This window comes from Pseudomonas sp. H1_A03, from assembly GCF_054685145.1.
In genome coordinates, this window is sequence record NZ_CP162829.1 from 5,703,787 (window position 1) to 5,723,975 (window position 20,189).

Genomic DNA, 20,189 nt, shown 5'->3' on the forward strand with positions numbered 1-20,189 from the left:
CACGACCGCTATCGCAGGCAAGCCAGCTCCCACACCAACCGCATCTTATTCAGGTAGATGGGCAACACCGTCTGAATCGGTCATCGCCCGCTCCAACAAATCCGCCGGCAAGCTCTTGCTGGCCCGAGCACCAAGCAACCGCAATTGCTCGGTCCGGCTGACCAGATTTCCGCGTCCATCTGTCAGCTTGTTTCGCGCCGAGCTGTAAGCCTTATCCAGCTGTTGTAAGCGGTTACCTACTTCATCCAGGTCTTGGATAAACAGCACGAACTTGTCATACAGCCACCCCGCACGCTCGGCGATTTCTCGCGCGTTCTGGCTCTGGCGCTCCTGCTTCCACAGGCTGTCGATCACGCGCAGGGTAGCGAGCAACGTGGTCGGGCTGACGATCACGATATGGCGGTCGAACGCTTCCTGGAACAGATTCGGTTCGGCCTGCAACGCAGCGGAAAACGCTGCTTCGATCGGCACGAACAGCAACACGAAATCCAGGCTATGCAAGCCTTCCAGGCGTTTGTAATCCTTACCGGCCAATCCTTTGACGTGGTTGCGCAACGACAGCACGTGCTGCTTCAACGCTGCTTGGCCGATCACATCATCATCCGCGGCCACGTACTGTTGATACGCGGTGAGGCTGACCTTGGAATCCACCACCACCTGCTTGTCGCCGGGCAACATGATCAGCACGTCGGGCTGGAAACGCTCGCCGTCCGGGCCCTTCAGGCTGACCTGGGTCTGGTACTCGCGGCCTTTCTCCAGGCCCGCATGCTCCAGCACCCGCTCAAGGATCAGTTCGCCCCAGTTGCCTTGGGTTTTCTGGCCCTTGAGCGCGCGGGTCAGGTTGGTGGCCTCGTCTGACAGGCGCAGGTTCAGTTGCTGTAGGCGCTCAAGCTCCTTGGCCAGGGAAAAACGCTCGCGCGCCTCGCTCTGATAGCTCTCTTCCACGCGTTTTTCGAAGGACTGGATGCGCTCTTTCAATGGGTCGAGCAGTTGGCCCAGGCGCTCCTGGCTGGTTTCGGCGAAGCGCTGTTCACGCTCGTCGAAGATCTTGCCGGCCAGTTCGGCGAACTGTGCACGCAGTTCATCCCGAGAGCCTTGCAGGTCGGCTAGGCGTTGTTGATGGCTATCCTGCTGTTCACGCAGTTCTGCGCGCAAAGCGGCCGACAACGCATCGAGGCGGCGGAGCTCGGTCTCCCTGGCGCTGCGGTCGAGGTTCCAGGCGTGGGCGGCGTCGCGCGCGTTGTCGCGGTCGATCTGCAGCAGTTCGACTTCGCGGCGCACAGCGGCCAAGTCAGCCTGCTTGGCCGCGTTGGCCTGGCTCAGATCGCTGATCTCATCGCGGCTGGCATCCAACTGTGCGGCGAGGCCTTCCTGGGCCAGTTGCGCGGTCGCCAGGCGCTCTTCGAGCAGTTCCCAGCCGGTCATGCGCGCGGTCAGCCGGCGCTGAAGCTGCCAGCACACGGCCAATAAAGGCACAGCTGCGCCAGCAAGGCCCAGGGCAATACTGGTCCAGTCAAAAACCATAGACATGTCTGCCATCACCGAAAAAAAGCAAGGTTAGCGGAGCACAGGGCCTGAGGACAGCTCAGTCTTCGACCTGGCCCAGTTCACGCTGGGCGCGGCGGTCACCGGCGCGGGCCGCCAGGCGCAGCAGGTCGTGGCCGATGCGGCGGTCGCGGGCATTTCCGCACTCACGGCACATCAGTTGGCCCAGGCGGCTTTGGGCGGCAACCACGCCTTCACGGGCCGGCTGCTTGAGCAAACGCCCGGCGAAGCGTTTGACGTTGGTGTTGTGACCCAGGCGGGGGCTGTCGAGCAACCACAAGGCAACTTTCAAGGAGAAGCGTTTGGGAGCGGTAACAGTTTGAGGAGTGTCGGTAACAGAAGGTGATACTGAGCGAAACTTCATAAAGCACTGTGGGACAGAACGGAAGGCGCGCCACTCTACTCTTTTTTTCGTACAGGTAAAGCTGAAAAAACTCTGTACGCCCGTTCTAGAGCAAGCGCTCGGGACAATCCACAGAAGCTGTGGATAACTCAGTGGACAACCCTGCTTTAACTCGCGCAAAGCCCCATGGCATGGGGGTCGCAGTCAAACTGACGATTTTTTCACCAATAAAAAAAAGCCAGATTTTTCATTGACTTAAATTTCCATTGCAGGCAACTGGTGGCTCTGCAGTGCAGTTGACAGCGCGGTTACACACCCCGCAACTAATGTGCACAAGTACCCATCCGCTGGTTATATCGCCGGCTTTTCTTGAAGCAATTCGCCGCAATAATGTTACCGCCAGGGCAAAACAGGGACTTTTCAAATCTTTGCTGGCTCGCCACACTCCCCGCCCTAAAACGCAACGGTGGGTGAGTCGATGAAAGGAATGCTGTTGTTCGCCGTGTTGCTACTGGCCATCTGCTCCGCTTCCCTGGGAATCAATGCGGCACTGCCCTCCCCGGATGGCGCGCTATTTGCCATCGCTATCCTGCTGTCGGCGGCTTTCACTGCCGTGAGCCTGTGCATTGAATTGGGCGAAGGCCGCATCAATGACATGGCCGATGTGATGAAGGTGGTCGAGACCGGCCAGTCCCTGCGCTTGACGCTCGCCGCCTACGGACTGGGCTGCTCGCTGGCAGCGGCGATCACCGTGTTGTTCTATCGAGGCCTGCTGGGCGGTTAATTGAAGTTTTTTGGCCAACACACTTCCCTTACCTGATTCAATCCGTTACTATCCGCGGCGTTAGTACCAAGCTGAAAGTCAATTCTGGTCGAACAACTCCCCTGAACAACACGGGATCGACCACCTCGATGGTTTCCAGGTATCACTTGCGACGACACGGCCTTTGAACAAGCAAAGGGTGTCGCGAAGTTTCAATACTCTGACCGAACCAGCCTGCAAATTGATCAGGATCTTCACCCCGGGCCCAGAACCTTTGCCCCTGTTGTGTTGCCTGCCCTCCTAAGTACCTACCTGCCAGCCCAAGCGCGCCTAAATTATTAGCGCTTCAAACTGGCTGCTTTGTTCCAGTCGGGTTCTTCGTTTGATCAATAGTGATCAACGTCACTGGAACGTTTTAATAAGGCACGGCTCTTAATCCGTGTCATTTGTAGGAACACCCATAAGATGAACGCTCAAATCCATACTCAGGATGCCATTCGCACCCTCACCAACGCTTTTGCCCCAATGAACTGCCTGATCATGGCCGCTCGCAAAGGCTGCTTCAGCTTCACCCTGGTTAACGAACACGGCATCGCACGTCACAGCGAACGCCTGTACCCCGATCAATACTCCAGCGCAGAACCGCTGCAGGCCGTGATCGAGCGTACCCGTCAGGCACTGGTTGCCTGATCGACCCGAGTCGCTGAAACACAAAAGGCCCTGCTCAAAAAGCAGGGTTTTTTATTGCCTGCGATTTGAGTATCAACCTTTTGCCCTAAGTTCAAATAGATATAACCGTTATAACTAAATGCAGAAGATGTTTTAAAAACAGTCCTTTACATCACGAATATGACACTACACTTCAACTCAAGCGGCTTGATCCGCTTCCGGCGGGCCTGAGACCCGATCCAACGCTGCCAAGCCCCCTTCTCAGGACTCGCCGACCACTTTCACGGATTGAGGCGTGTATGGGTATCGCTGCCAGCGAATTGTGTCGTTATGTGATCCGGCCGACCTTGCTTTACCTCGGCCGCCATAACCAAACGGCTGAGTCCTTGCTGCTGGGCATTGCCGCCAGCCAATCGGAATTGGGTTCCGCCTTGCATGACCGGCGTGGACACGGCCTGTACAGCATCACCGAACCTCGCCATCGCGCCTTGTGGGACGATTACCTCGCGCTGGACCCCGATCGCGCGAGCCTAGTGCGCGGCCTGGCCAGCCAGCATGCGTTCCTCAGCGCGCCGCAACTCGAACTGACGGTTAACCTGCGCTACGCCACGGCCATTGCCTGGCTTTTAGTCGAACAACACACTCTCGCACTGCCCCCGCCGGGTGATGTGCTGGGTATGGCGCGTATCTGGAAAGAAATTTTTCACCCTCAGGGACGTCTGCGCGATTTCACTCAAGCCTGGCAAACCTGTGTTTCACCCATGAATCACGTGGTTTGCTGACCGGGCAATTTGCAAGATTCGTCAATAAACCTGAATTCTGGTCTGATTGTCCTACAAAACCGCTCTATCTCCTACGTTTCAGCCTATAGCGCGATGTTAAATTTATTGATACTTTCCGCAGCGGTGATCACTCGGAGTTCTAATAATGAAAAAAGTAATGCTCAAGACCACACTTAGCCTCGCCGTTGCCATGGCCTCCTCCCAACTGTTTGCAAGCGGTTTCGCGCTGAACGAACAAAGCGTGAGCGGGATGGGTACCGGTTTCGCGGGTCGCTCTTCTTCTGCCGATGATGCAAGCACTGTTTACGGTAACCCTGCCGGTATGGCTCGCCTGAATGGCCAGCAAATCACGGGTGGCGTTGCAGCAATTGATGCCTCGACTGACATCAGCGACACCGGCGGCAACTCGCGCGGCTCGAATAAAGGCGACATGGTCCCGTTCACCGCGGTGCCATTCGGTTTCTACACCAACAAACTCAATGATCAGTGGGCCATCGGCTTCGGTGTATATGCACCGTTTGGCCTGGTGACCGACTATGAAAACGGCTTCCAGGGCCGTGGCTTCGGCAGCAAGAGCGAAGTGAAGGTCATGACCTTCCAGCCAACTGTCAGCTATGCCTTCAACGACCGCGTATCCATCGGCTTTGGCCCGACCATCAACCGGATTTCCGGTGTACTGGAATCGGACAGGACGCTGAACCCTGCCGTCAGCGATACCAACGTCAAGATCAAGGGTGACGATACCGCGCTGGGCTTCAACGTCGGCGTACTGGTCCAGGCCACCGATACCACCCGTGTCGGCCTGACCTACCACTCGAAGGTCAAGTACAAGCTTGAAGGCCACACCACCGTCAGCGGCCCTACGGCGACTCAACCGTTTTTGCGAAACAACCGTTACGATGCTTCGCTGAAAATCGACACGCCTGAGTCCTACGACCTGTCGGTCACTCAAGACCTGACCGATGCCTGGAAATTGTATGGCGGTGCTACCTGGACGCGCTGGAGCCGCCTGAAGGAAATCACCGTCAACAACGAAGGCGTTACAGCCGCTGGCGGCGCTTTGGCAACAAGCCAACTCACTTCCATCACCGAAGAACAAAACTGGCACGACACTTGGGCCTACGCGGTGGGTACCTCCTACCAGTTGACCAAGCAAGTGGTGCTGCGTACCGGCCTGACGTTCGACCAGTCGCCCACCAACAATACTGACCGCTCGCCGCGCATCCCGACTGGCGACCGTACGATTTTCAGCGTTGGCCTGGGCTACAAAGTCATGGATAACATGACCGTCGACCTGGCTTACTCCTACCTGAAAGAAGAAGACATCAAGGTCAACCAGACCGCTGATGCACCGTCGACGGCGAGCTACCGCGCCAAGTACGAAAACAGTGCCAATGGTTTCGGCCTGGGCATGACCTACACCTTCTGATCCAGACAGGTGTAAAAAAGCCCCGCTCTCCTGCAAAGGAGGCGGGGCTTTTTAACGGCTGACAATCAAGGCTTGGAAGCAATCGCCTCTTCCACCGCCTTGATCAGGTCCGGGTTGTCCGGCTTGGTCAGGCTGGAGAAATTGGCAATCACCTTGCCCTGCCGATCCACCACGTACTTGTAGAAGTTCCACTTCGGCGGCGCGTCGGTCTGCTGCGCTAACACCTTGAACAGATGTACCGCATCCGGCCCCTTGACCTTCTGTGGTTCGGTCATGGTGAAGGTCACGCCGTAATTCACATAGCAGACTTTAGCCGTCTCTTCGCCGGTCTTGGCTTCCTGCTTGAAGTCATCGGAGGGCACGCCGATCACTTCCAGCCCTTCGCCCTTGTAGCGTTGGTACAAGGCTTCGAGACCTTTGAACTGTGGGGCGAACCCGCAGAAGCTCGCCGTGTTGACGATGACCAAGGGTTTGCCGGCAAACCGCTCGCACAGGTCGATGGACTCCTTGGCGCGCAGCTTGGGCAACTGGCCTTCCAGCAGCGGCGGGCAACTGGCAGCCAGGGCGGCACTGCCGACAGCCATCAAGACGGGTACAGCGAGCCAACGCATCTGCATGTCGTGTGTCCTTGAAAATAATCAGACCATGAAGTTAACAGATCGACATACCCAACTGCATCAACGCGAGACCGCCGTTCTGCCAGCCCCACCAGGCCAGCAGCACCAGGATCAACCCCGCGATAACGACTAAACCACGTATCGCTATGCTCATGCCGCCTCCATCTGCGCCTGCAATCGCGCCACTGGCCGCTCACGCACCGGCCAATTCAAGGCCGCGGCGAGCAGGCTCAACAGAATTGCCACCTGCCAGATCAAATCGTAGCTACCGGTTCGATCATAGACCACCCCACCCAACCAGCCCCCCAGGAACGAACCGAGTTGGTGGAACAGGAACACTATCCCACCAAGCATGGAGAGGTTTCGCACACCAAACAGCGTCGCGACTGTGCCGTTGGTCAGCGGCACAGTGGACAGCCACAAGAAGCCCATGGCCATGCCGAACACGTAGGCCGTAACTTCGGTAACCGGCGCCCAAAGAAACACCACGATCACCACCGCACGCAGCAGGTACAACCCTGTCAACAAACGCGGCTTGGACATGCGCCCGCCGAGCCAGCCAGCAGTGTAGGTACCGAAGATATTGAACAGCCCGATCAGTGCCAGCACCGTGGTGCCTGTGGTGGCTGGCAAGTGCTGATCCACCAGATACGCCGGCAGGTGCACGCCGATAAACACCACCTGGAAACCGCAAACAAAAAAGCCAAAGGCCAACAGCCAGAACCCGGAGTGAGAGCACGCTTCCTTCAAGGCTTCACGCAAGGTTTGCTGACCGGTCATCACCGGCAGTGGCCGGTCCTTGAGCATGGCGACCAGTGGCAGAATCAGTGCCACCATCAAGCCCAGCGCAAGCAATGCGGCGGACCAGCCCAACCAGCTGATCAAACCCAGTGTGCCCGGCACCATGGCGAACTGACCGAACGAACCGGCAGCACTCGCGATTCCCATCGCCATGCTGCGTTTTTCCGGGGCCACGGCGCGGCCGACCACGCCGAGAATCACCGAGAACGAGGTGCCGGACAGCCCGATACCAATCAACAAGCCAGCGCTGAGCGACAACGACCATGCCGAATCAGACATGCCCATCAACACCAGGCCCACGGCGTACAGGATACCGCCTACAAACACCGCTTTAGTGGCGCCAAACCGATCGGCCAGGGCGCCGGTAAACGGCTGCGCCAAACCCCAGATCAGGTTCTGCAAAGCGATCGCGAAGGCGAAGGTCTCACGGCCCCAGCCGAACTCGCTGCTCATCGGCGCCAGGAACAGGCCGAAACCGTGCCGCACACCCAACGACAGTGCCAGGATCAGCGCACTCCCCACAAGAATCCAGCCACTGGTGCGCCACATGGAAGTCATTTCTTATTCTCCGCTCGCGGGTATATACCCGCTTATAGTCGAAAAAACCCGCGTTCAGGCGAGTTCGTCCAGCAAGGCCAACAAGGTTTCGCGTTTTTCCGCGCCGAGTTGATCGATCAATTTTTGCTGCGCCGCCTCCCAGGCGGGTAAAGCTGCAGCGAGTCGTGCTTCACCGTCCGCCGTCAGCATCACCAGGCGATTGCGCAGGTCATCGCCTTCCACCAGTTGCACCAGGCCTTCGCCTTCCAACACCCGAAGGTTGCGCCCCAAGGTGCTGCGGTCAAGTCCCATGGCTTCCGCCAGGCTGGAGATGCTCGGTTGATCGAGCCGCTGCAAGTTGCACAGCAACGAATACTGGGCGACGTTGATCCCGAAGCCATCAAGGGCGCCGTCGTAATGCCTGCTGACGCCACGGGCGGCACGTCGCAGGTTGGTACATAAACACTGGGAGGCAAGCATGGAACGTGTATATACCCGCGATTAAGGAAATGCAAGAAAGTGTTACAGCGCCAGAGCGACCAGAACCGCGACTTCCAGCAGCTCCAGCAAGGCGCCAGCGGTGTCACCCGTGGTGCCGCCCAGGCGATTGACCATCAGTTGGCGCAGGCCCATGAAGCAGAGTGCAGCGAGCAATACCGCAAGCCCACCCCTGAAGCCGCCGATCAGGATGCAGGCCAGGCCGCTGAGGATCAGTACCTGTTGGCCGACGATCCTCGGTAAATGATCCGACAACGCCTGGCCCAATCCTCCGGCACGCACATAGCGTGTGGTCAGAAACAGCGCCAGCATCGATGCGCGTCCGATCAGCGGCGCCAGGATCAGCGCTGCACCGTCATGTTGCTCGATCAACGCCACCAAGGCGGTGAACTTGAGCAGCAGCACCAACCCCAGGGTGACCACGGCAATCGGCCCGCTGCGCGGGTCCTTCATGATCGTGAGCGTACGCTCGCGGTCGCCGAAACCGCCCAACCAGGCATCGGCGCTGTCCGCAAGACCGTCCAGGTGCAGGCCGCCGCTGAGCAACACCCAGGCCGTCAGCAACAGCGCGGCATGCAGCAACAGCGGCGCGCCCATCAATACCGTGTTCAAGGCCCACAACAGCACGCCGAACAAAAGCCCCACCACCGGATAAAACAGCAGTGAACGTCCCAGCTCCTGAGGCTGCGGCATGCCCGGCAGACGAATCGGCAGGCTGCTGAGAAATTGCAGGGCGATCCAGAATGGCAGCATGATCACTCCAGCGCCTTCAGCACGCCGTCAGCGCAAACTTGCAGGCTGAATAACCCACCGTGGCCGACTTCGACATTCAAGAGTTGCTCCCGGGGCAAACCGCGTGCCTGTGCCAATAACAGACGCATCACGCCGCCATGACTGATCAACAGCACGCGCTCACCCGCATAAGCCTGGTGCAGGCGTGCGACAGCACCCAAAACGCGCTCGGAAAAGTCACTGACAGGCTCCCCTTCCGGCGGCGTGAAACTGTAGGGATCGGCCCAGAACAGGCCCAGCCCTTCGGCGTCGGTCTCCATCAAGGCTGCCGCACTCTGCCCTTCCCAGGCGCCAAAGTGCAGCTCTTGCAACGCCTTTTCCAGCGTTACCGGCAAATTGAGCTGAGCCCCCAATTCATCGGCAAACCGCGCGCACCGTTGCAGCGGCGAACTGACCACGCGGTCCCACGGCCCCTGCTCCACTATCGCCGCGCGCATCTGCGCCCAGCCCTTGACGGTGAGTGCGTCGTCCAGGCTGCCACGCAAGCCGCCGCCTAGCTCGGTTTCGCCGTGTCGCAGCAGGTCCAGGCGCAAGGTCATGCCGGGCGGTCTGCCACGGCGGCTTCGGCGAAGGTCGCCATCTGCCCGTGCACCGCACAGGCCAGGCGCAACAACGGCACGGCCAGCGCTGCGCCACTGCCTTCGCCCAGGCGCAGGCCCAGGTCCAGCAGCGGTTGCGCGTCGAGGCTTTGCAGCACATGACGATGACCTGGCTCGGCACCACGATGGCCGAACATCAGCCACTCCCGGCAAGTTGGGTTCAAGCGCGTCGCGACCAGTGCGGCGACAGTGCAGATAAACCCATCCACCAGCACCACGATGCCCTCTTGAGCACACGCCAGATACGCGCCCACCAGGGCTGCAATCTCAAAGCCGCCGAGATTGAACAGGGTGTGCAATGCATCACCGCGCTGTCCGGCGTGTAACGCCAGTGCACGTTCGATCACGGCCACCTTGTGGCTGACGCCCTGGGCATTCAATCCGGTGCCCGGCCCCGTGAGATCACTGACCTGGCAGTCGAGCAAGGCACACGCCAGCGCACTGGCAGCGGTGGTGTTGCCGATGCCCATCTCGCCGCCGATAAACAACTGCGCACCGTTTACCGATGCACGATGCACGCTGTCGCGGCCGGCTTGCAGGGCCAATTGCCCCTGGACCTCGGTCATCGCAGGGCCGTTGACAAAGTTTGCGGTGCCCGCGCCAATATTCAGGTGGCGTACACCGGGCAGGTCCAGGGACGGATTCACCGTGCCAAGGTCGACCACTTCCAACTGCGCCCCCAGCTGCCGCGCCAACACGCTGATGGCCGCGCCACCCGTGACAAAGTTATGCAGCATCTGCCCGGTGACTTCCTGTGGGAACGCCGACACGCCTTCCGCGACCACGCCATGGTCACCGGCGAAGATGGCGATCCATAGCTGATCCACCGACGGTTTGACTTGGCCCTGCAAGCCGGCCAATTGCACCGCGAGCGCTTCCAACTGGCCGAGGGAACCGGCCGGCTTGGTCAATTGCTGCTGGCGCGCCAGGGCGTGTTCATACGCTTGAGCGTCGCTCGCCTTACACGGGTTGAGCCACCAGGTGTCAGTCATAACGCAGTACCTTTCAAAGTCAGGGGCAGGCCGGCAACGGTCAGGACCACACGCTGACATTGCTCGGCCAAGGCTTGATGCAGCCAACCGGCTTCATCCACATAGCGGCGAGTCAGATCGCCCAGCGGCACGACACCCAGACCGGTCTCGTTGCTGACAAAAATGAGTTCACCCGGCAGCGAGGCCAGGGTTTGCAGCAGTTGATCGCGCTCCAAAGCCAAGCGCTCCGGGTCTTCCAGCATCAGCAGATTGGTCAGCCATAGGGTCAGGCAATCCACCAGCAGGCAGCGCTCGGCAGCCGCGTTTTCGCGCAGCACCCGCGCCAGTTCGATAGGCTCTTCGACCAGGCCCCAATGGTCGGGGCGACGTTGACGATGCAAGGCGACACGCTCATTCATCTCGCCATCCAAAGGTTGGCTGGTGGCGATGTAAGTGACCGGCAAAGCGCTGTCGATGGCGAGCTTTTCGGCAAGACGGCTTTTGCCGGAGCGGGCGCCGCCGAGGATCAGTTGGAGCATAGCGTCACACCTTTTTTTACAACGCGGTCAAATGTGGGAGCTGGCTTGCCTGCGATGCAGTCACCTCGGTGTATCAGGGAGACCCGGTTGATGCCATCGCAGGCAAGCCAGCTCCCACAGGGGGATCGTGTGCACACCATCAAATCCCACACAGTTTGCGTAACAGCTCGGTGTCCAGGTGGTTTTCCACCAAATCGGCCAGGCGCTCGATATCGCGCTCGCGCAAGGCGTGGTAGTCGACCTCCTGCACATCCTGCAACCCCGCCCAACGCAGCAGCGCACTGCACGCGGCCGGGGTTTCGAACAAGCCATGCAGGTAAGTGCCGAGGATCTGCCCGTCTGCACTTTGCGCGCCATCACTGCGGCCGTCATCGAGGCGCACAGCGGCGTTCGACAAGGCATCGCCAGACGTCACGCCCGCATGGATCTCATAACCGCTGACGTCGGCATCTTCCAGTAACAGGCGACCGCGTAGGTTGCGCAGCTGTTTCTCTTCTTCCAAGGTGGTGCTGAACGCCAATAACCCAAGGCCATCGCTGGAGCCCGCAAGCCCTTCCAGGCCCAACGGGTCATGCACCTGCTCGCCGAGCATCTGCAAGCCGCCGCAAATGCCGAGCACCTTGCCGCCGTAGCGCAAGTGCCGCGCCACGGCGGTGTCCCAACCGTTGGCACGCAGATAAGCCAGGTCGCTGCGCACGCTTTTCGAGCCTGGAAGGATAATCAGGTCGGCAGCAGGGATCGGCTGGCCTGGCCCGATGAATTGCAAGTCCACCTGGGGATGCAAACGCAACGGGTCGAAATCCGTATGGTTGCTGATGCGCGGCAGCACCGGCACCACCACCTTGAGTACCTGCGCAGCCTTATCGATTTGGCGCTGATCGATGCCGTCCTCAGCTTCCAGATGCAGGTCCATCACGTAAGGCAATACGCCCACCACCGGTTTGCCGGTGCGCGCTTCCAGCCAGTCCAGCCCCGGTTGCAACAACGCAATGTCGCCGCGAAATCGGTTGATGATGAAGCCTTTGACCCGTGCCTGCTCGCTGGGCGAAAGCAGTTCCAGGGTGCCGACCAGATGGGCAAACACCCCGCCGCGATTGATATCGGCGATCAGCAGCACCGGGCAATCCACTGCTTCGGCGAAGCCCATGTTGGCGATGTCATTGGCGCGCAGGTTGATCTCCGCCGGGGAGCCAGCGCCTTCCACCATCACGACGGGGTAGGCTTGGCTCAACCGTGCGTGGGAGGCCAGCACCGCCTGCATCGCGATGGCTTTGTAGTCGTGATAGGCCACCGCGTTCATGCTGGTAACAGCGCGGCCGTGGATGATCACTTGGGAACCGGTGTCGCTGTTGGGCTTGAGCAGCACCGGGTTCATATCGGTGTGCGGCGCCAGGTTGGCCGCCTGGGCCTGCACCGCTTGCGCACGACCGATCTCGCCGCCCTCGGCCGTCACGGCGCTGTTGAGCGCCATGTTCTGTGGCTTGAACGGCACCACTGGCACGCCCTGGCGCACCAACCAGCGACACAGCGCCGTCACCAAGGTGCTTTTGCCGGCGTCGGACGTCGTGCCTTGCACCATCAACGTACTCATGTCGCGTCCTTATAGGCGGCCAGGGCTTCGTCCAGGCGTTGCCAGTCGGCGTCGGTATCCGGCAGGCCAAAACGCAGGCTGCTGTTATGGACAAACAGGCGCAGCAGGATGCCGCGCTGGGCCATGAATTCATGCATGCGTTCGGCGTGCGGCGTGATCAGCCACTGGAACAAGGCGCAGCCGCCCTGAGGTTGAAAGCCGTGGCGCTCGAGCGCGGTAAACAAGCGCTGGCTCGCCTCGATGCAGCGCGCGCGTTGCTGCGCCTGCCCGGCAGTGTCGCGTAGGCAGACTCGGCCCAGTACCCGCGTCGGCCCGCTGACCGCCCAAGGGCCAACCTGCTCGGCCAGCAACTTGAGCAGCTTGCGTTCGGCCAGTACGAAGCCCAGTCGCACACCGGCCAGGCCGAAGAATTTACCGAACGAGCGCAGCACAATCAGGCCGACCTGATGCGCCTGGCCCGCCAGGCTCAATTCCGGAGTCACGTCCATGAACGCTTCGTCCACCACCAGCCAGCCGCCGCGCTGGGCCAGCCGCGAGTGCCAGTCCAACAAGCGTTGCGGGTTCAGGCTCAGGCCGGTGGGATTGTTGGGGTTGACCACCACCAGCACGTCAAGGCCATCAAGAAAGAAGTCGACTTCCTGCTCCAGCACTTCGCGCACCACGTAACCGGCACGGCGCCAGGCTTCGGCGTGTTCGGCATAGCACGGCGACAATACCCCGACCTTGCCGGCGCGACGCAGACGTGGCAGCAACTGAATCGCCGCCTGGGAGCCAGCTACTGGCAACAGATGCGCTGCGCCGTAATACTCGCTGGCGGCCTGCTCCAGGCCGTCATCGGTTTCCGGCAGACGCGCCCAGGCGCGCAGCGGGATCTCGGGGATCGCCCAGGGCCAGGGCGCCAGGCCGCTGGACAGGTCGAGCCAGTCAGCTTCGGCAATTCCGTACTGAATCGCTGCCTTGCGCAGCCGGCCACCGTGCTCAAGCATAAAATTGCCCCCCGACGCATAAGATCAGCAGCCACAACCATACGCCGCGCTGCACCAGTTGCCAGCCCCGGTCGATGGCGTCCGCATCCGCCGCCGGGCCCTCGCCCAGCGGCGGGCGCTGGTGCACTTCACCGTGATAGATCGCCGCGCCGCCCAGTTCAACGCCCAGCGCGCCTGCACCGGCAGCCATCACCGGGCCGGCGTTGGGGCTGTCCCAGGTCGGGCCTTGGGTGCGCCAGCATTTGAGCGCCAGACGGGTCTTGCCGAGCACGGCATAGGTCAAGGCGACCAAGCGTGCCGGAATGTAGTTCAGCACATCGTCGATTTTTGCCGCGGCCCAACCAAAGCGCTCAAAACGTTCGTTGCGATAACCCCACATGGCGTCGAGGGTATTGCTCAGGCGATAAAGCACCACGCCCGGCACGCCCGCCACCACAAACCAGAACAACGCGGCGAAGACTGCGTCGCTGCCGTTTTCCAGCACCGATTCGGTCGCGGCGCGGGCGACTTCGGTGCGGTCCAGTTCGCTGGTCTGGCGGCTGACCAAGTAGCTGACGCGCTTGCGGGCTGCCTCCAGGTCATCGCTGCGCAGGGCCTGGGCCACCGGGATCACATGCTCGCCAAGGCTACGCATGCCGAGGGCGCAATACAGCGCCAGAATCTCCACTACCCAGCCGATATACGGCGCCCACGACAACGCCGTGGCCAGCAGGGTCAGCGGCACTACGGCGATAAACCAAGCGGTCACGCCATGGCTGCGCCAGCCACGGCCACCGGAGTTAAAACGTTGCTCGATGCGCCCGGCGAAATTGCCGAATGCCACCAGCGGATGCCAGCGCCTGGGTTCGCCCAGCAGCGCATCCAGCGCCACTGCAGCGACGCACAGCAAGGCCACACTCATTGACTCACTCCCCACACATTCTCATACAACATGTCACTCAGCGGCCGAGGCTCGGTCCAGCCTTCGAGTTGCAACATCGGTGCCGGGTAGAACTCGGTTACCGGCCCCAGGCACAACACGGCCAGGGGTTTCGCGCCGGGCGGCAAACCGAGCAGATCGGCCAGGGCCTGGGGTTCGAACAGCGAAACCCAGCCCATGCCGAGGCCTTCGACGCGAGCCGCCAGCCACAGATTCTGGATGGCACAGGACAGCGAGGCCATGTCCATTTCCGGCAAGGTACGACGGCCGAAGATGTGCCGCTCACGGTCATCCATCAGCGCCGCCACCAGCACTTCGGCGCAGTCGTGGATGCCTTCGACCTTGAGCTTCATGAACGCGTCGGAGCGCTCGCCCAGGGCTTCGGCGGTGCGTACGCGCTCCTCTTCTACTAACTGCTGAATCTGCCCACGCAGTTGGCGATCGCTGATGCGGATGAAGCGCCAGGGCTGCATCAGGCCGACGCTGGGGGCCTGGTGCGCGGCCTGGAGCAGACGGTGCAGCAATTCGGGGGCGACAGCGCCGCCGCTGAAGTGGCGCATGTCACGGCGTTCGGCGATGGCGCGGTAGACGGCGTCGCGGTCGGCCTGGGGGAAGGCGTTGTCCGTCATGGCCTCTTCGCGGGCAAGTCGAATCGTCGCACCGCCCCTCCCACATTTTGATCTGTGAACACTGTCGATGTGGGAGCTGGCTTGCCTGCGATAGCGACATCACGGTCTGGCGCAAACAGTGCGGCTACAGCGGCTGGATTCGACGGGAAATAAAAATGCACGTAAGAAGCCGTCATCCGCCCCTGACGGTAAACCGCCTCAGCCCCGCGCCCACCATTGGGGCTCAACCCCCTGGCAATCGGCTGCCAGTCGGTGCTGGTCAGCGAATGGTGATAGGTGTGACCACGCAGTGTGCCTTCCGGCAACTCGACGCTTTGCAGCGCCAGGGCCGCCAGTTTCTTTTGCATCACCGCATCGCCCTGCAACAGGCCCACCAGTTCGGCGCGGGTGCCGTCGACATCGGTGAGCGAGTCCAGCAGGTAGAGCATGCCGCCGCATTCGGCGAGCAAGGGTTTGCCGGCCGCATGGTGAGCGCGGATCGCGTCGAGCATTGGGGTGTTTTCCGACAGCGCCTGGTGGTGCAGTTCCGGGTAACCGCCGGGCAGGTAGAGGCTGTCGGCATCAGGCAATGCGCGATCGTGAATGGGCGAGAAAAACTTCAGCTCGGCGCCCATGGCCCGCAGCAGATCAAGACTGGCGCCGTAGGTAAAAGCGAAGGCTTCGTCGCGGGCCACGGCAATACACACGCCCTTGAGCAGTGGCTCGGCCTCGATCACTTCCGGTGCAGCAAAGGTCACCGGCGGCGGCAAGGCCACTTCGCAACTGCTGCCCAAGGCTTGGGCGGCGGCGTCAAGGCGCACATCAAGGTCATTCAGTTCGCTGGCTTGCACCAGGCCCAGGTGACGGCTAGGCAGCTCTATACCGGTCTCGCGGGACAACGCGCCGTACCAGCGCAGGCCTTCGGTGAGGCTGCCTTCCAGCAATTGCGCATGACGCAGCGTGCCAACGCGGTTGGCCAGCACCCCGGCGAACGGCAAGTCCGGCTGATAACGCGCCAGGCCCAGGGCCAAGGCGCCAAAGGTCTGGGCCATGGCCGTGCCGTCAATAACGCCCAGTACCGGCACGCCGAAGTGTCGCGCCAGGTCGGCGCTGGAAGGGGTGCCGTCAAACAAACCCATCACGCCTTCGATCAGGATCAAGTCGGCCTCGCCCGCCGCTTCCCACAGCAGGCGGCGACTTTCCTGCTCGCCCACCATCCACATGTCCAATTGATACACCGGCGCACCGCTGGCGCGCTCGTGGATCATCGGGTCGAGGAAATCCGGGCCGCATTTGAACACGCGCACCTTGCGACCCAGGTTGCGGTGCAATCGGGCCAGCGCCGCGGTGACGGTGGTTTTGCCCTGGCCGGACGCCGGTGCGGCGATCAATACGGCCGGGCAATGACGGGGCTGATTCAAAGTTCGACGCCCTTCTGTGCCTTGATACCGGCCTGGAACGCGTGCTTGAGCATGCCCATTTCGGTGACGGTGTCACCCATTTCGATCAACTCAGGCTTGGCGCCACGGCCGGTGACCACCACGTGCTGCATCGGCGGGCGGGCCTGCAAGTCACTGAGCACCTGGTCCAGTTCGAGGTAGCCGTGCTTGAGGGCGATGTTCAGCTCATCCAGCACGACCATGCCGATGCTCGGGTCTTGCAGCAGTTCGCAGGACACAGCCCAGGCGGCTTCGGCCGCGGCGATGTCACGTTGGCGATCCTGGGTTTCCCAGGTGAAGCCTTCGCCCATGACGTGGAAACGTACTTGCTCGGGGAATCGGCGGAAGAACAACTCTTCACCGGTGCTGTGACGCCCCTTGATGAACTGCACCACGCCGCACTGCATGCCGTGGCCCATGGCCCGGGCCAGCATGCCGAACGCGGAGCTGCTCTTGCCTTTGCCGTTGCCGGTGAGCACCAGCAGCAAGCCGCACTCGTTGGGGGAATTGGCAATGCGTTCGTCGATCACGGCTTTTTTGCGCAGCATGCGCGCCAGGTGGCGTTCGTCGCGGTCGGGGGAATCGGTCATGACAGCTCTCCGTTGGGGCTGGACAAAAACGGCGGGCAGGAAAAAAGAAAAACAGACAGCCAAGCATCGCCCACCGTGATGCTGTTGGATGTAACAGGCCGGTCTCCGGGCTCATGAGTGGCGCCGTTGCCCTCGTATAGAGAGCGCGCAGGCCAACGCTACGCCTTCCCATATCGCTGGCGATACAGTGGCAAAAGGCAGCGTCTTGACTCATTTACCGTTGCGGGGGCAGCGCCGGAATCGCGGCAGCACTGTGTACAAGTGCGCTCACTCACCGGCTTCCCTGTTTCACTCGGTCGACCCATTGGTCACAGAGCACCTGGAACAAGCCGCGAAGGTTAGTGGGTTGGGGGTGGAGCGTCAATGAAAGCTGACCTTGCACTTGAACCATCGCACCGCCGACCTCCTCTACCCTTACAGGTATTAAGGAGAACACCATGCATAAAACAAGACTTGCCCTACTCATCCTGGTCGCCGGCACCCTCGCCGCCTGCGGTGAAAGCTCCACCCTCCAGGTCTCCGACGGTACCGGGCCTTCGCCCAAGTTGCCGGAACCGAACAAAACCCTGATCCCCACCGTCAATATCGCCCCCGCCATCGGTTGGCCCGAGGGCGTGAAGCCAACGGCCGCCGCCGGCACCCAGGTTGCGGCGTTTGCCGAAGGCCTGGACCATCCGCGCTGGCTGTATGTGCTACCAAATGGCGATGTGCTGGTAGCGGAAACCAACGCGCCGCCCAAGCCGGATGACGCCAAGGGCGTTCGTGGCTGGGTCATGGAGAAAGTCATGGGCCGCGCTGGCGCCGGGGTGCCGAGCCCGAATCGCATCACGCTACTGCGTGACGCCGACCACGACGGCGTCGCGGAGACGCGCACGGTATTCCTGGAGAATCTCAATTCGCCGTTTGGCATGACACTGGTCGGCAACGACCTGTACGTCGCTGACTCGGACAAGCTGCTGCGTTTCCCCTATCAACCGGGTGACACTGCGATCAAGCAAGCCGGCACCAACGTCGTCGACCTGCCGGGCGGGCCTCTGAACCACCACTGGACGAAAAACGTGGTGGCCAGCAAGGACGGCACCAAGCTGTACGTGAGCGTGGGTTCCAATAGCAACGTCGGTGAAAACGGCCTGCAAGCGGAAGAAGGCCGGGCGGCGATCTGGGAAGTCGATCGCGCCAGCGGCGAGCACCGCATCTTCGCCTCCGGCCTGCGCAACCCGAACGGTATGGCGTGGGAGCCGCAGAGCGGTAAGTTGTGGACGGCAGTCAACGAGCGTGACGAAATCGGCAGCGACCTGGTGCCGGACTACATCACCTCGGTCAAGGATGGCGGCTTCTATGGCTGGCCGTTCAGCTACTACGGGCAGCATGTGGATGTGCGGGTCAATCCGCAGAATTTGGACTTGGTGGCCAAGGCGATCGCGCCGGATTACGCGGTAGGCCCGCACACCGCATCCCTGGGGCTGACGTTTGCCGAGGGCAGCAAACTCCCTGCGCAGTTCAGTAACGGCGCGTTTATCGGCCAGCATGGTTCGTGGAATCGCAAGCCGCACAGTGGCTACAAGGTGATCTTCGTGCCGTTCGAGGGTGGGCAGCCTAAAGGGCCGCCGGTGGACGTGCTGACGGGGTTCCTCGATAAGGACGAGAAAGCCATGGGCCGCCCGGTGGGCGTGGTGATTGATCAGCAGGGGGATTTGCTGGTGGCCGATGATGTGGGGAATAAGGTATGGCGGGTGTCGGCCGCTAGATAGCGGAGCAGCAAGCCTCACGCTTGAAGCTGCAAGCAGGCATTGCGCCTTCTTGCAGCTGACAGCTCGTAGCTGCCGCTAGGGATTACGTGCCAGATTCGCCGGCAACACACGCTTGGCACTCAGGTACGCATTCTGCCAGTACGCCTTGGACAAGGTATCCAGCTTCACCGTACCGCCCGTTTGCGGCGCGTGCACAAAGCGCCCTTCCCCCACGTAGATCCCGGCGTGGCTGACCTGTGAACCACCACCGGTGGCGAAGAACAGCAGGTCGCCGGTCTGCAGGTTCTGCTCGCTGACGTCCTGGGCGCGCATTACGATCAGTTCACGCGTAGTACGCGGCAATGAGATGCCGGCAGCGTCGCGAAACACAAAACCAATCAAACCGCTGCAATCAAACCCGGAGTCCGGCGTGTTGCCGCCCCAACGATAAGGCGTGCCGACCAGGCCCAGCGCGCGGAAGAGCACATCTTCAGCCGCAGGCGAGAAATTCTGGGTGGAATAGTTGAACACCGGCTTAGGCTTCACCGCGACAGGCGCGGGCGGCGGTGGGCGGCTTGCACAGGCGCTGAGCAGCGCGGCGCAAACAATAAGAATCAGGCGGGCCGAGGTCGACATGTGCAGAACAATCCTGGTCTGGATGCGGCTTTTCGCTGCCGAACGCTGAAAACCAGAACGCGCAAGCAAAGCTCGCGCGAACGGATTACAACAATGTCCAGGGATTCTAGCGCTTACACGTCAAACTTCAAGTATCACTTTAAGTTTACTTGCTAGCGGTAACCGTCGTCGGGGCCATGGCGAGTGCGCGCTTGGCTTCGATGAAGGTTTTGCTCCAGTAGCTATCACCCAGGTTGTCGACTCGAACACCGCCACTGCGACGGCTGCTGGAGTGGATAAACTGGTTATCGCCCAAGTAGATACCGGCATGGCTGACGCGACCACGACCAGCCGTACTAAAGAAAAGCAGATCACCGGGCTTGAGGTTGTTGCGCGCGACCAACGGTGCATTCACGTTGATCATTTCGCGAGTGGAGCGTGGCAGGTTCATGCCCGCCTCTTCACGAAACAGGTAGCCGATGAAACCGCTGCAATCGAAACCGGCTTCGGAAGTACCGCCGAAACGGTAACGGGTACCGATCAGGGACATGCCGCGTTCGAGGATGCTGTCGGCGAGAACTGGAAGCTGGTAAGGCTTGCTGCCGGAGAAATTGGCCAATTCTTTTTCAGTTGCCAGCTCTTCTTCGTAAACAGAAGCAGACTGTGCAGCAACAAATTTGGCCTGGTTTTGAACCTGTGGTTTTTGCTGTTCTGCCACCTGTTGAGGGTGGGAGGCGCAACCAAACAACAGGGTAACGAGTGCGAGAGGCACGAGGGGTGCGAAGCGATTTAGCATGGGCACGACCGTGGCTGGTATGTAAAGAAG

General features: G+C 61.0%; 22 protein-coding genes and 1 riboswitch. Of the genes, 5 read left to right on the top strand and 17 right to left on the bottom strand.

The window, feature by feature from the left end; all coding sequences use genetic code 11:
- Positions 1–45: 45 nt before the first annotated feature.
- Together AB4O35_RS26340 and AB4O35_RS26345 are read right to left on the bottom strand one after the other, a co-directional pair.
- A complete protein-coding gene (locus AB4O35_RS26340) occupies positions 46–1,410 on the bottom strand; it encodes a DNA recombination protein RmuC (protein ID WP_175402990.1) in 1,365 nt (454 codons plus the stop codon).
- A 175-nt stretch (positions 1,411–1,585) separates the two neighbouring features.
- Positions 1,586–1,909 carry an SEL1-like repeat protein gene (locus AB4O35_RS26345; protein ID WP_065881179.1) on the bottom strand — a complete coding sequence of 108 codons (324 nt, stop codon included), beginning with the start codon at positions 1,907–1,909 and terminating at the stop codon, positions 1,586–1,588.
- 457 nt (positions 1,910–2,366) lie between these two features.
- Between AB4O35_RS26345 and AB4O35_RS26350 the strand changes: the two genes are divergently transcribed.
- The 4 genes from AB4O35_RS26350 to AB4O35_RS26365 all read left to right on the top strand — a co-directional run bounded on the left by AB4O35_RS26350 (position 2,367) and on the right by AB4O35_RS26365 (position 5,531).
- Positions 2,367–2,672, top strand: coding sequence for a hypothetical protein (locus AB4O35_RS26350; protein WP_065881181.1), 306 nt, complete (start codon positions 2,367–2,369; stop codon positions 2,670–2,672).
- Between the two features lie 444 nt (positions 2,673–3,116).
- Complete coding sequence (locus AB4O35_RS26355; protein ID WP_003175353.1) at positions 3,117–3,341, top strand: hypothetical protein; 225 nt, start codon at positions 3,117–3,119, stop codon at positions 3,339–3,341.
- A 278-nt stretch (positions 3,342–3,619) separates the two neighbouring features.
- Complete coding sequence (locus AB4O35_RS26360) at positions 3,620–4,102, top strand: hypothetical protein (protein ID WP_065873773.1); 483 nt, start codon at positions 3,620–3,622, stop codon at positions 4,100–4,102.
- A 145-nt stretch (positions 4,103–4,247) separates the two neighbouring features.
- The gene (locus tag AB4O35_RS26365) at positions 4,248–5,531 is read left to right on the top strand and encodes an OmpP1/FadL family transporter (RefSeq protein ID WP_065873774.1); all 1,284 of its coding nucleotides are present in this window, start codon (positions 4,248–4,250) and stop codon (positions 5,529–5,531) included.
- Positions 5,532–5,596: 65 nt separating this feature from the next.
- Here the strand turns inward: AB4O35_RS26365 and AB4O35_RS26370 are convergent, their stop codons facing one another.
- From AB4O35_RS26370 to cobO, 13 genes are all read right to left on the bottom strand, one after another.
- A complete protein-coding gene (locus AB4O35_RS26370; protein ID WP_065873775.1) occupies positions 5,597–6,148 on the bottom strand; it encodes a glutathione peroxidase in 552 nt (183 codons plus the stop codon).
- A gap of 150 nt (positions 6,149–6,298) precedes the next feature.
- Complete coding sequence (locus tag AB4O35_RS26375; protein ID WP_175402989.1) at positions 6,299–7,498, bottom strand: MFS transporter; 1,200 nt, start codon at positions 7,496–7,498, stop codon at positions 6,299–6,301.
- Between the two features lie 63 nt (positions 7,499–7,561).
- Positions 7,562–7,966 carry a MarR family winged helix-turn-helix transcriptional regulator gene (locus AB4O35_RS26380; RefSeq protein ID WP_065873777.1) on the bottom strand — a complete coding sequence of 135 codons (405 nt, stop codon included), beginning with the start codon at positions 7,964–7,966 and terminating at the stop codon, positions 7,562–7,564.
- Positions 7,967–8,008: 42 nt separating this feature from the next.
- Positions 8,009–8,737 (bottom strand): adenosylcobinamide-GDP ribazoletransferase, encoded by a 729-nt coding sequence (locus AB4O35_RS26385; protein WP_065881184.1) that lies wholly within the window; start codon positions 8,735–8,737, stop codon positions 8,009–8,011.
- 2 nt (positions 8,738–8,739) lie between these two features.
- Complete coding sequence (gene cobC, locus AB4O35_RS26390) at positions 8,740–9,315, bottom strand: alpha-ribazole phosphatase family protein (RefSeq protein ID WP_065873779.1); 576 nt, start codon at positions 9,313–9,315, stop codon at positions 8,740–8,742.
- Positions 9,312–10,367, bottom strand: a complete 1,056-nt coding sequence (gene cobT / locus AB4O35_RS26395) for a nicotinate-nucleotide--dimethylbenzimidazole phosphoribosyltransferase (protein ID WP_460149374.1) — start codon at positions 10,365–10,367, stop codon at positions 9,312–9,314. Before cobT ends, cobC begins: the two co-directional genes overlap by 4 nt.
- Entirely contained in the window at positions 10,364–10,885 is a 522-nt protein-coding gene (cobU, locus tag AB4O35_RS26400) for a bifunctional adenosylcobinamide kinase/adenosylcobinamide-phosphate guanylyltransferase (protein WP_065873781.1), read from the bottom strand. The genes cobT and cobU overlap by 4 nt, the downstream gene beginning before the upstream one ends.
- 139 nt (positions 10,886–11,024) lie before the next feature.
- Positions 11,025–12,476 (bottom strand): cobyric acid synthase, encoded by a 1,452-nt coding sequence (locus tag AB4O35_RS26405; protein WP_460149375.1) that lies wholly within the window; start codon positions 12,474–12,476, stop codon positions 11,025–11,027.
- Entirely contained in the window at positions 12,473–13,462 is a 990-nt protein-coding gene (gene cobD / locus AB4O35_RS26410; RefSeq protein WP_065881191.1) for a threonine-phosphate decarboxylase CobD, read from the bottom strand. Before cobD ends, AB4O35_RS26405 begins: the two co-directional genes overlap by 4 nt.
- Positions 13,455–14,363 carry an adenosylcobinamide-phosphate synthase CbiB gene (gene cbiB / locus AB4O35_RS26415; protein WP_065873784.1) on the bottom strand — a complete coding sequence of 303 codons (909 nt, stop codon included), beginning with the start codon at positions 14,361–14,363 and terminating at the stop codon, positions 13,455–13,457. The genes cobD and cbiB overlap by 8 nt, the downstream gene beginning before the upstream one ends.
- Positions 14,360–15,010, bottom strand: coding sequence for a 5,6-dimethylbenzimidazole synthase (gene bluB / locus AB4O35_RS26420; RefSeq protein WP_065946221.1), 651 nt, complete (start codon positions 15,008–15,010; stop codon positions 14,360–14,362). Before bluB ends, cbiB begins: the two co-directional genes overlap by 4 nt.
- A complete protein-coding gene (locus AB4O35_RS26425) occupies positions 15,007–16,410 on the bottom strand; it encodes a cobyrinate a,c-diamide synthase (protein WP_065873786.1) in 1,404 nt (467 codons plus the stop codon). The genes bluB and AB4O35_RS26425 overlap by 4 nt, the downstream gene beginning before the upstream one ends.
- The gene (gene cobO / locus AB4O35_RS26430) at positions 16,407–17,018 is read right to left on the bottom strand and encodes a cob(I)yrinic acid a,c-diamide adenosyltransferase (protein ID WP_065873787.1); all 612 of its coding nucleotides are present in this window, start codon (positions 17,016–17,018) and stop codon (positions 16,407–16,409) included. The genes AB4O35_RS26425 and cobO overlap by 4 nt, the downstream gene beginning before the upstream one ends.
- A gap of 79 nt (positions 17,019–17,097) precedes the next feature.
- Positions 17,098–17,356, bottom strand: a riboswitch (cobalamin riboswitch).
- Positions 17,357–17,455: 99 nt separating this feature from the next.
- Here cobO and AB4O35_RS26435 point away from each other — a divergent pair.
- Positions 17,456–18,769, top strand: coding sequence for a PQQ-dependent sugar dehydrogenase (locus AB4O35_RS26435; RefSeq protein ID WP_065873788.1), 1,314 nt, complete (start codon positions 17,456–17,458; stop codon positions 18,767–18,769).
- Between the two features lie 75 nt (positions 18,770–18,844).
- On the opposite strand, the gene AB4O35_RS26440 is transcribed toward AB4O35_RS26435, so the two are convergent.
- Complete coding sequence (locus tag AB4O35_RS26440) at positions 18,845–19,384, bottom strand: C40 family peptidase (RefSeq protein ID WP_046036011.1); 540 nt, start codon at positions 19,382–19,384, stop codon at positions 18,845–18,847.
- Between the two features lie 145 nt (positions 19,385–19,529).
- A complete protein-coding gene (locus AB4O35_RS26445) occupies positions 19,530–20,159 on the bottom strand; it encodes a C40 family peptidase (RefSeq protein WP_065873789.1) in 630 nt (209 codons plus the stop codon).
- Between the last annotated feature and the right edge of the window lie 30 nt (positions 20,160–20,189).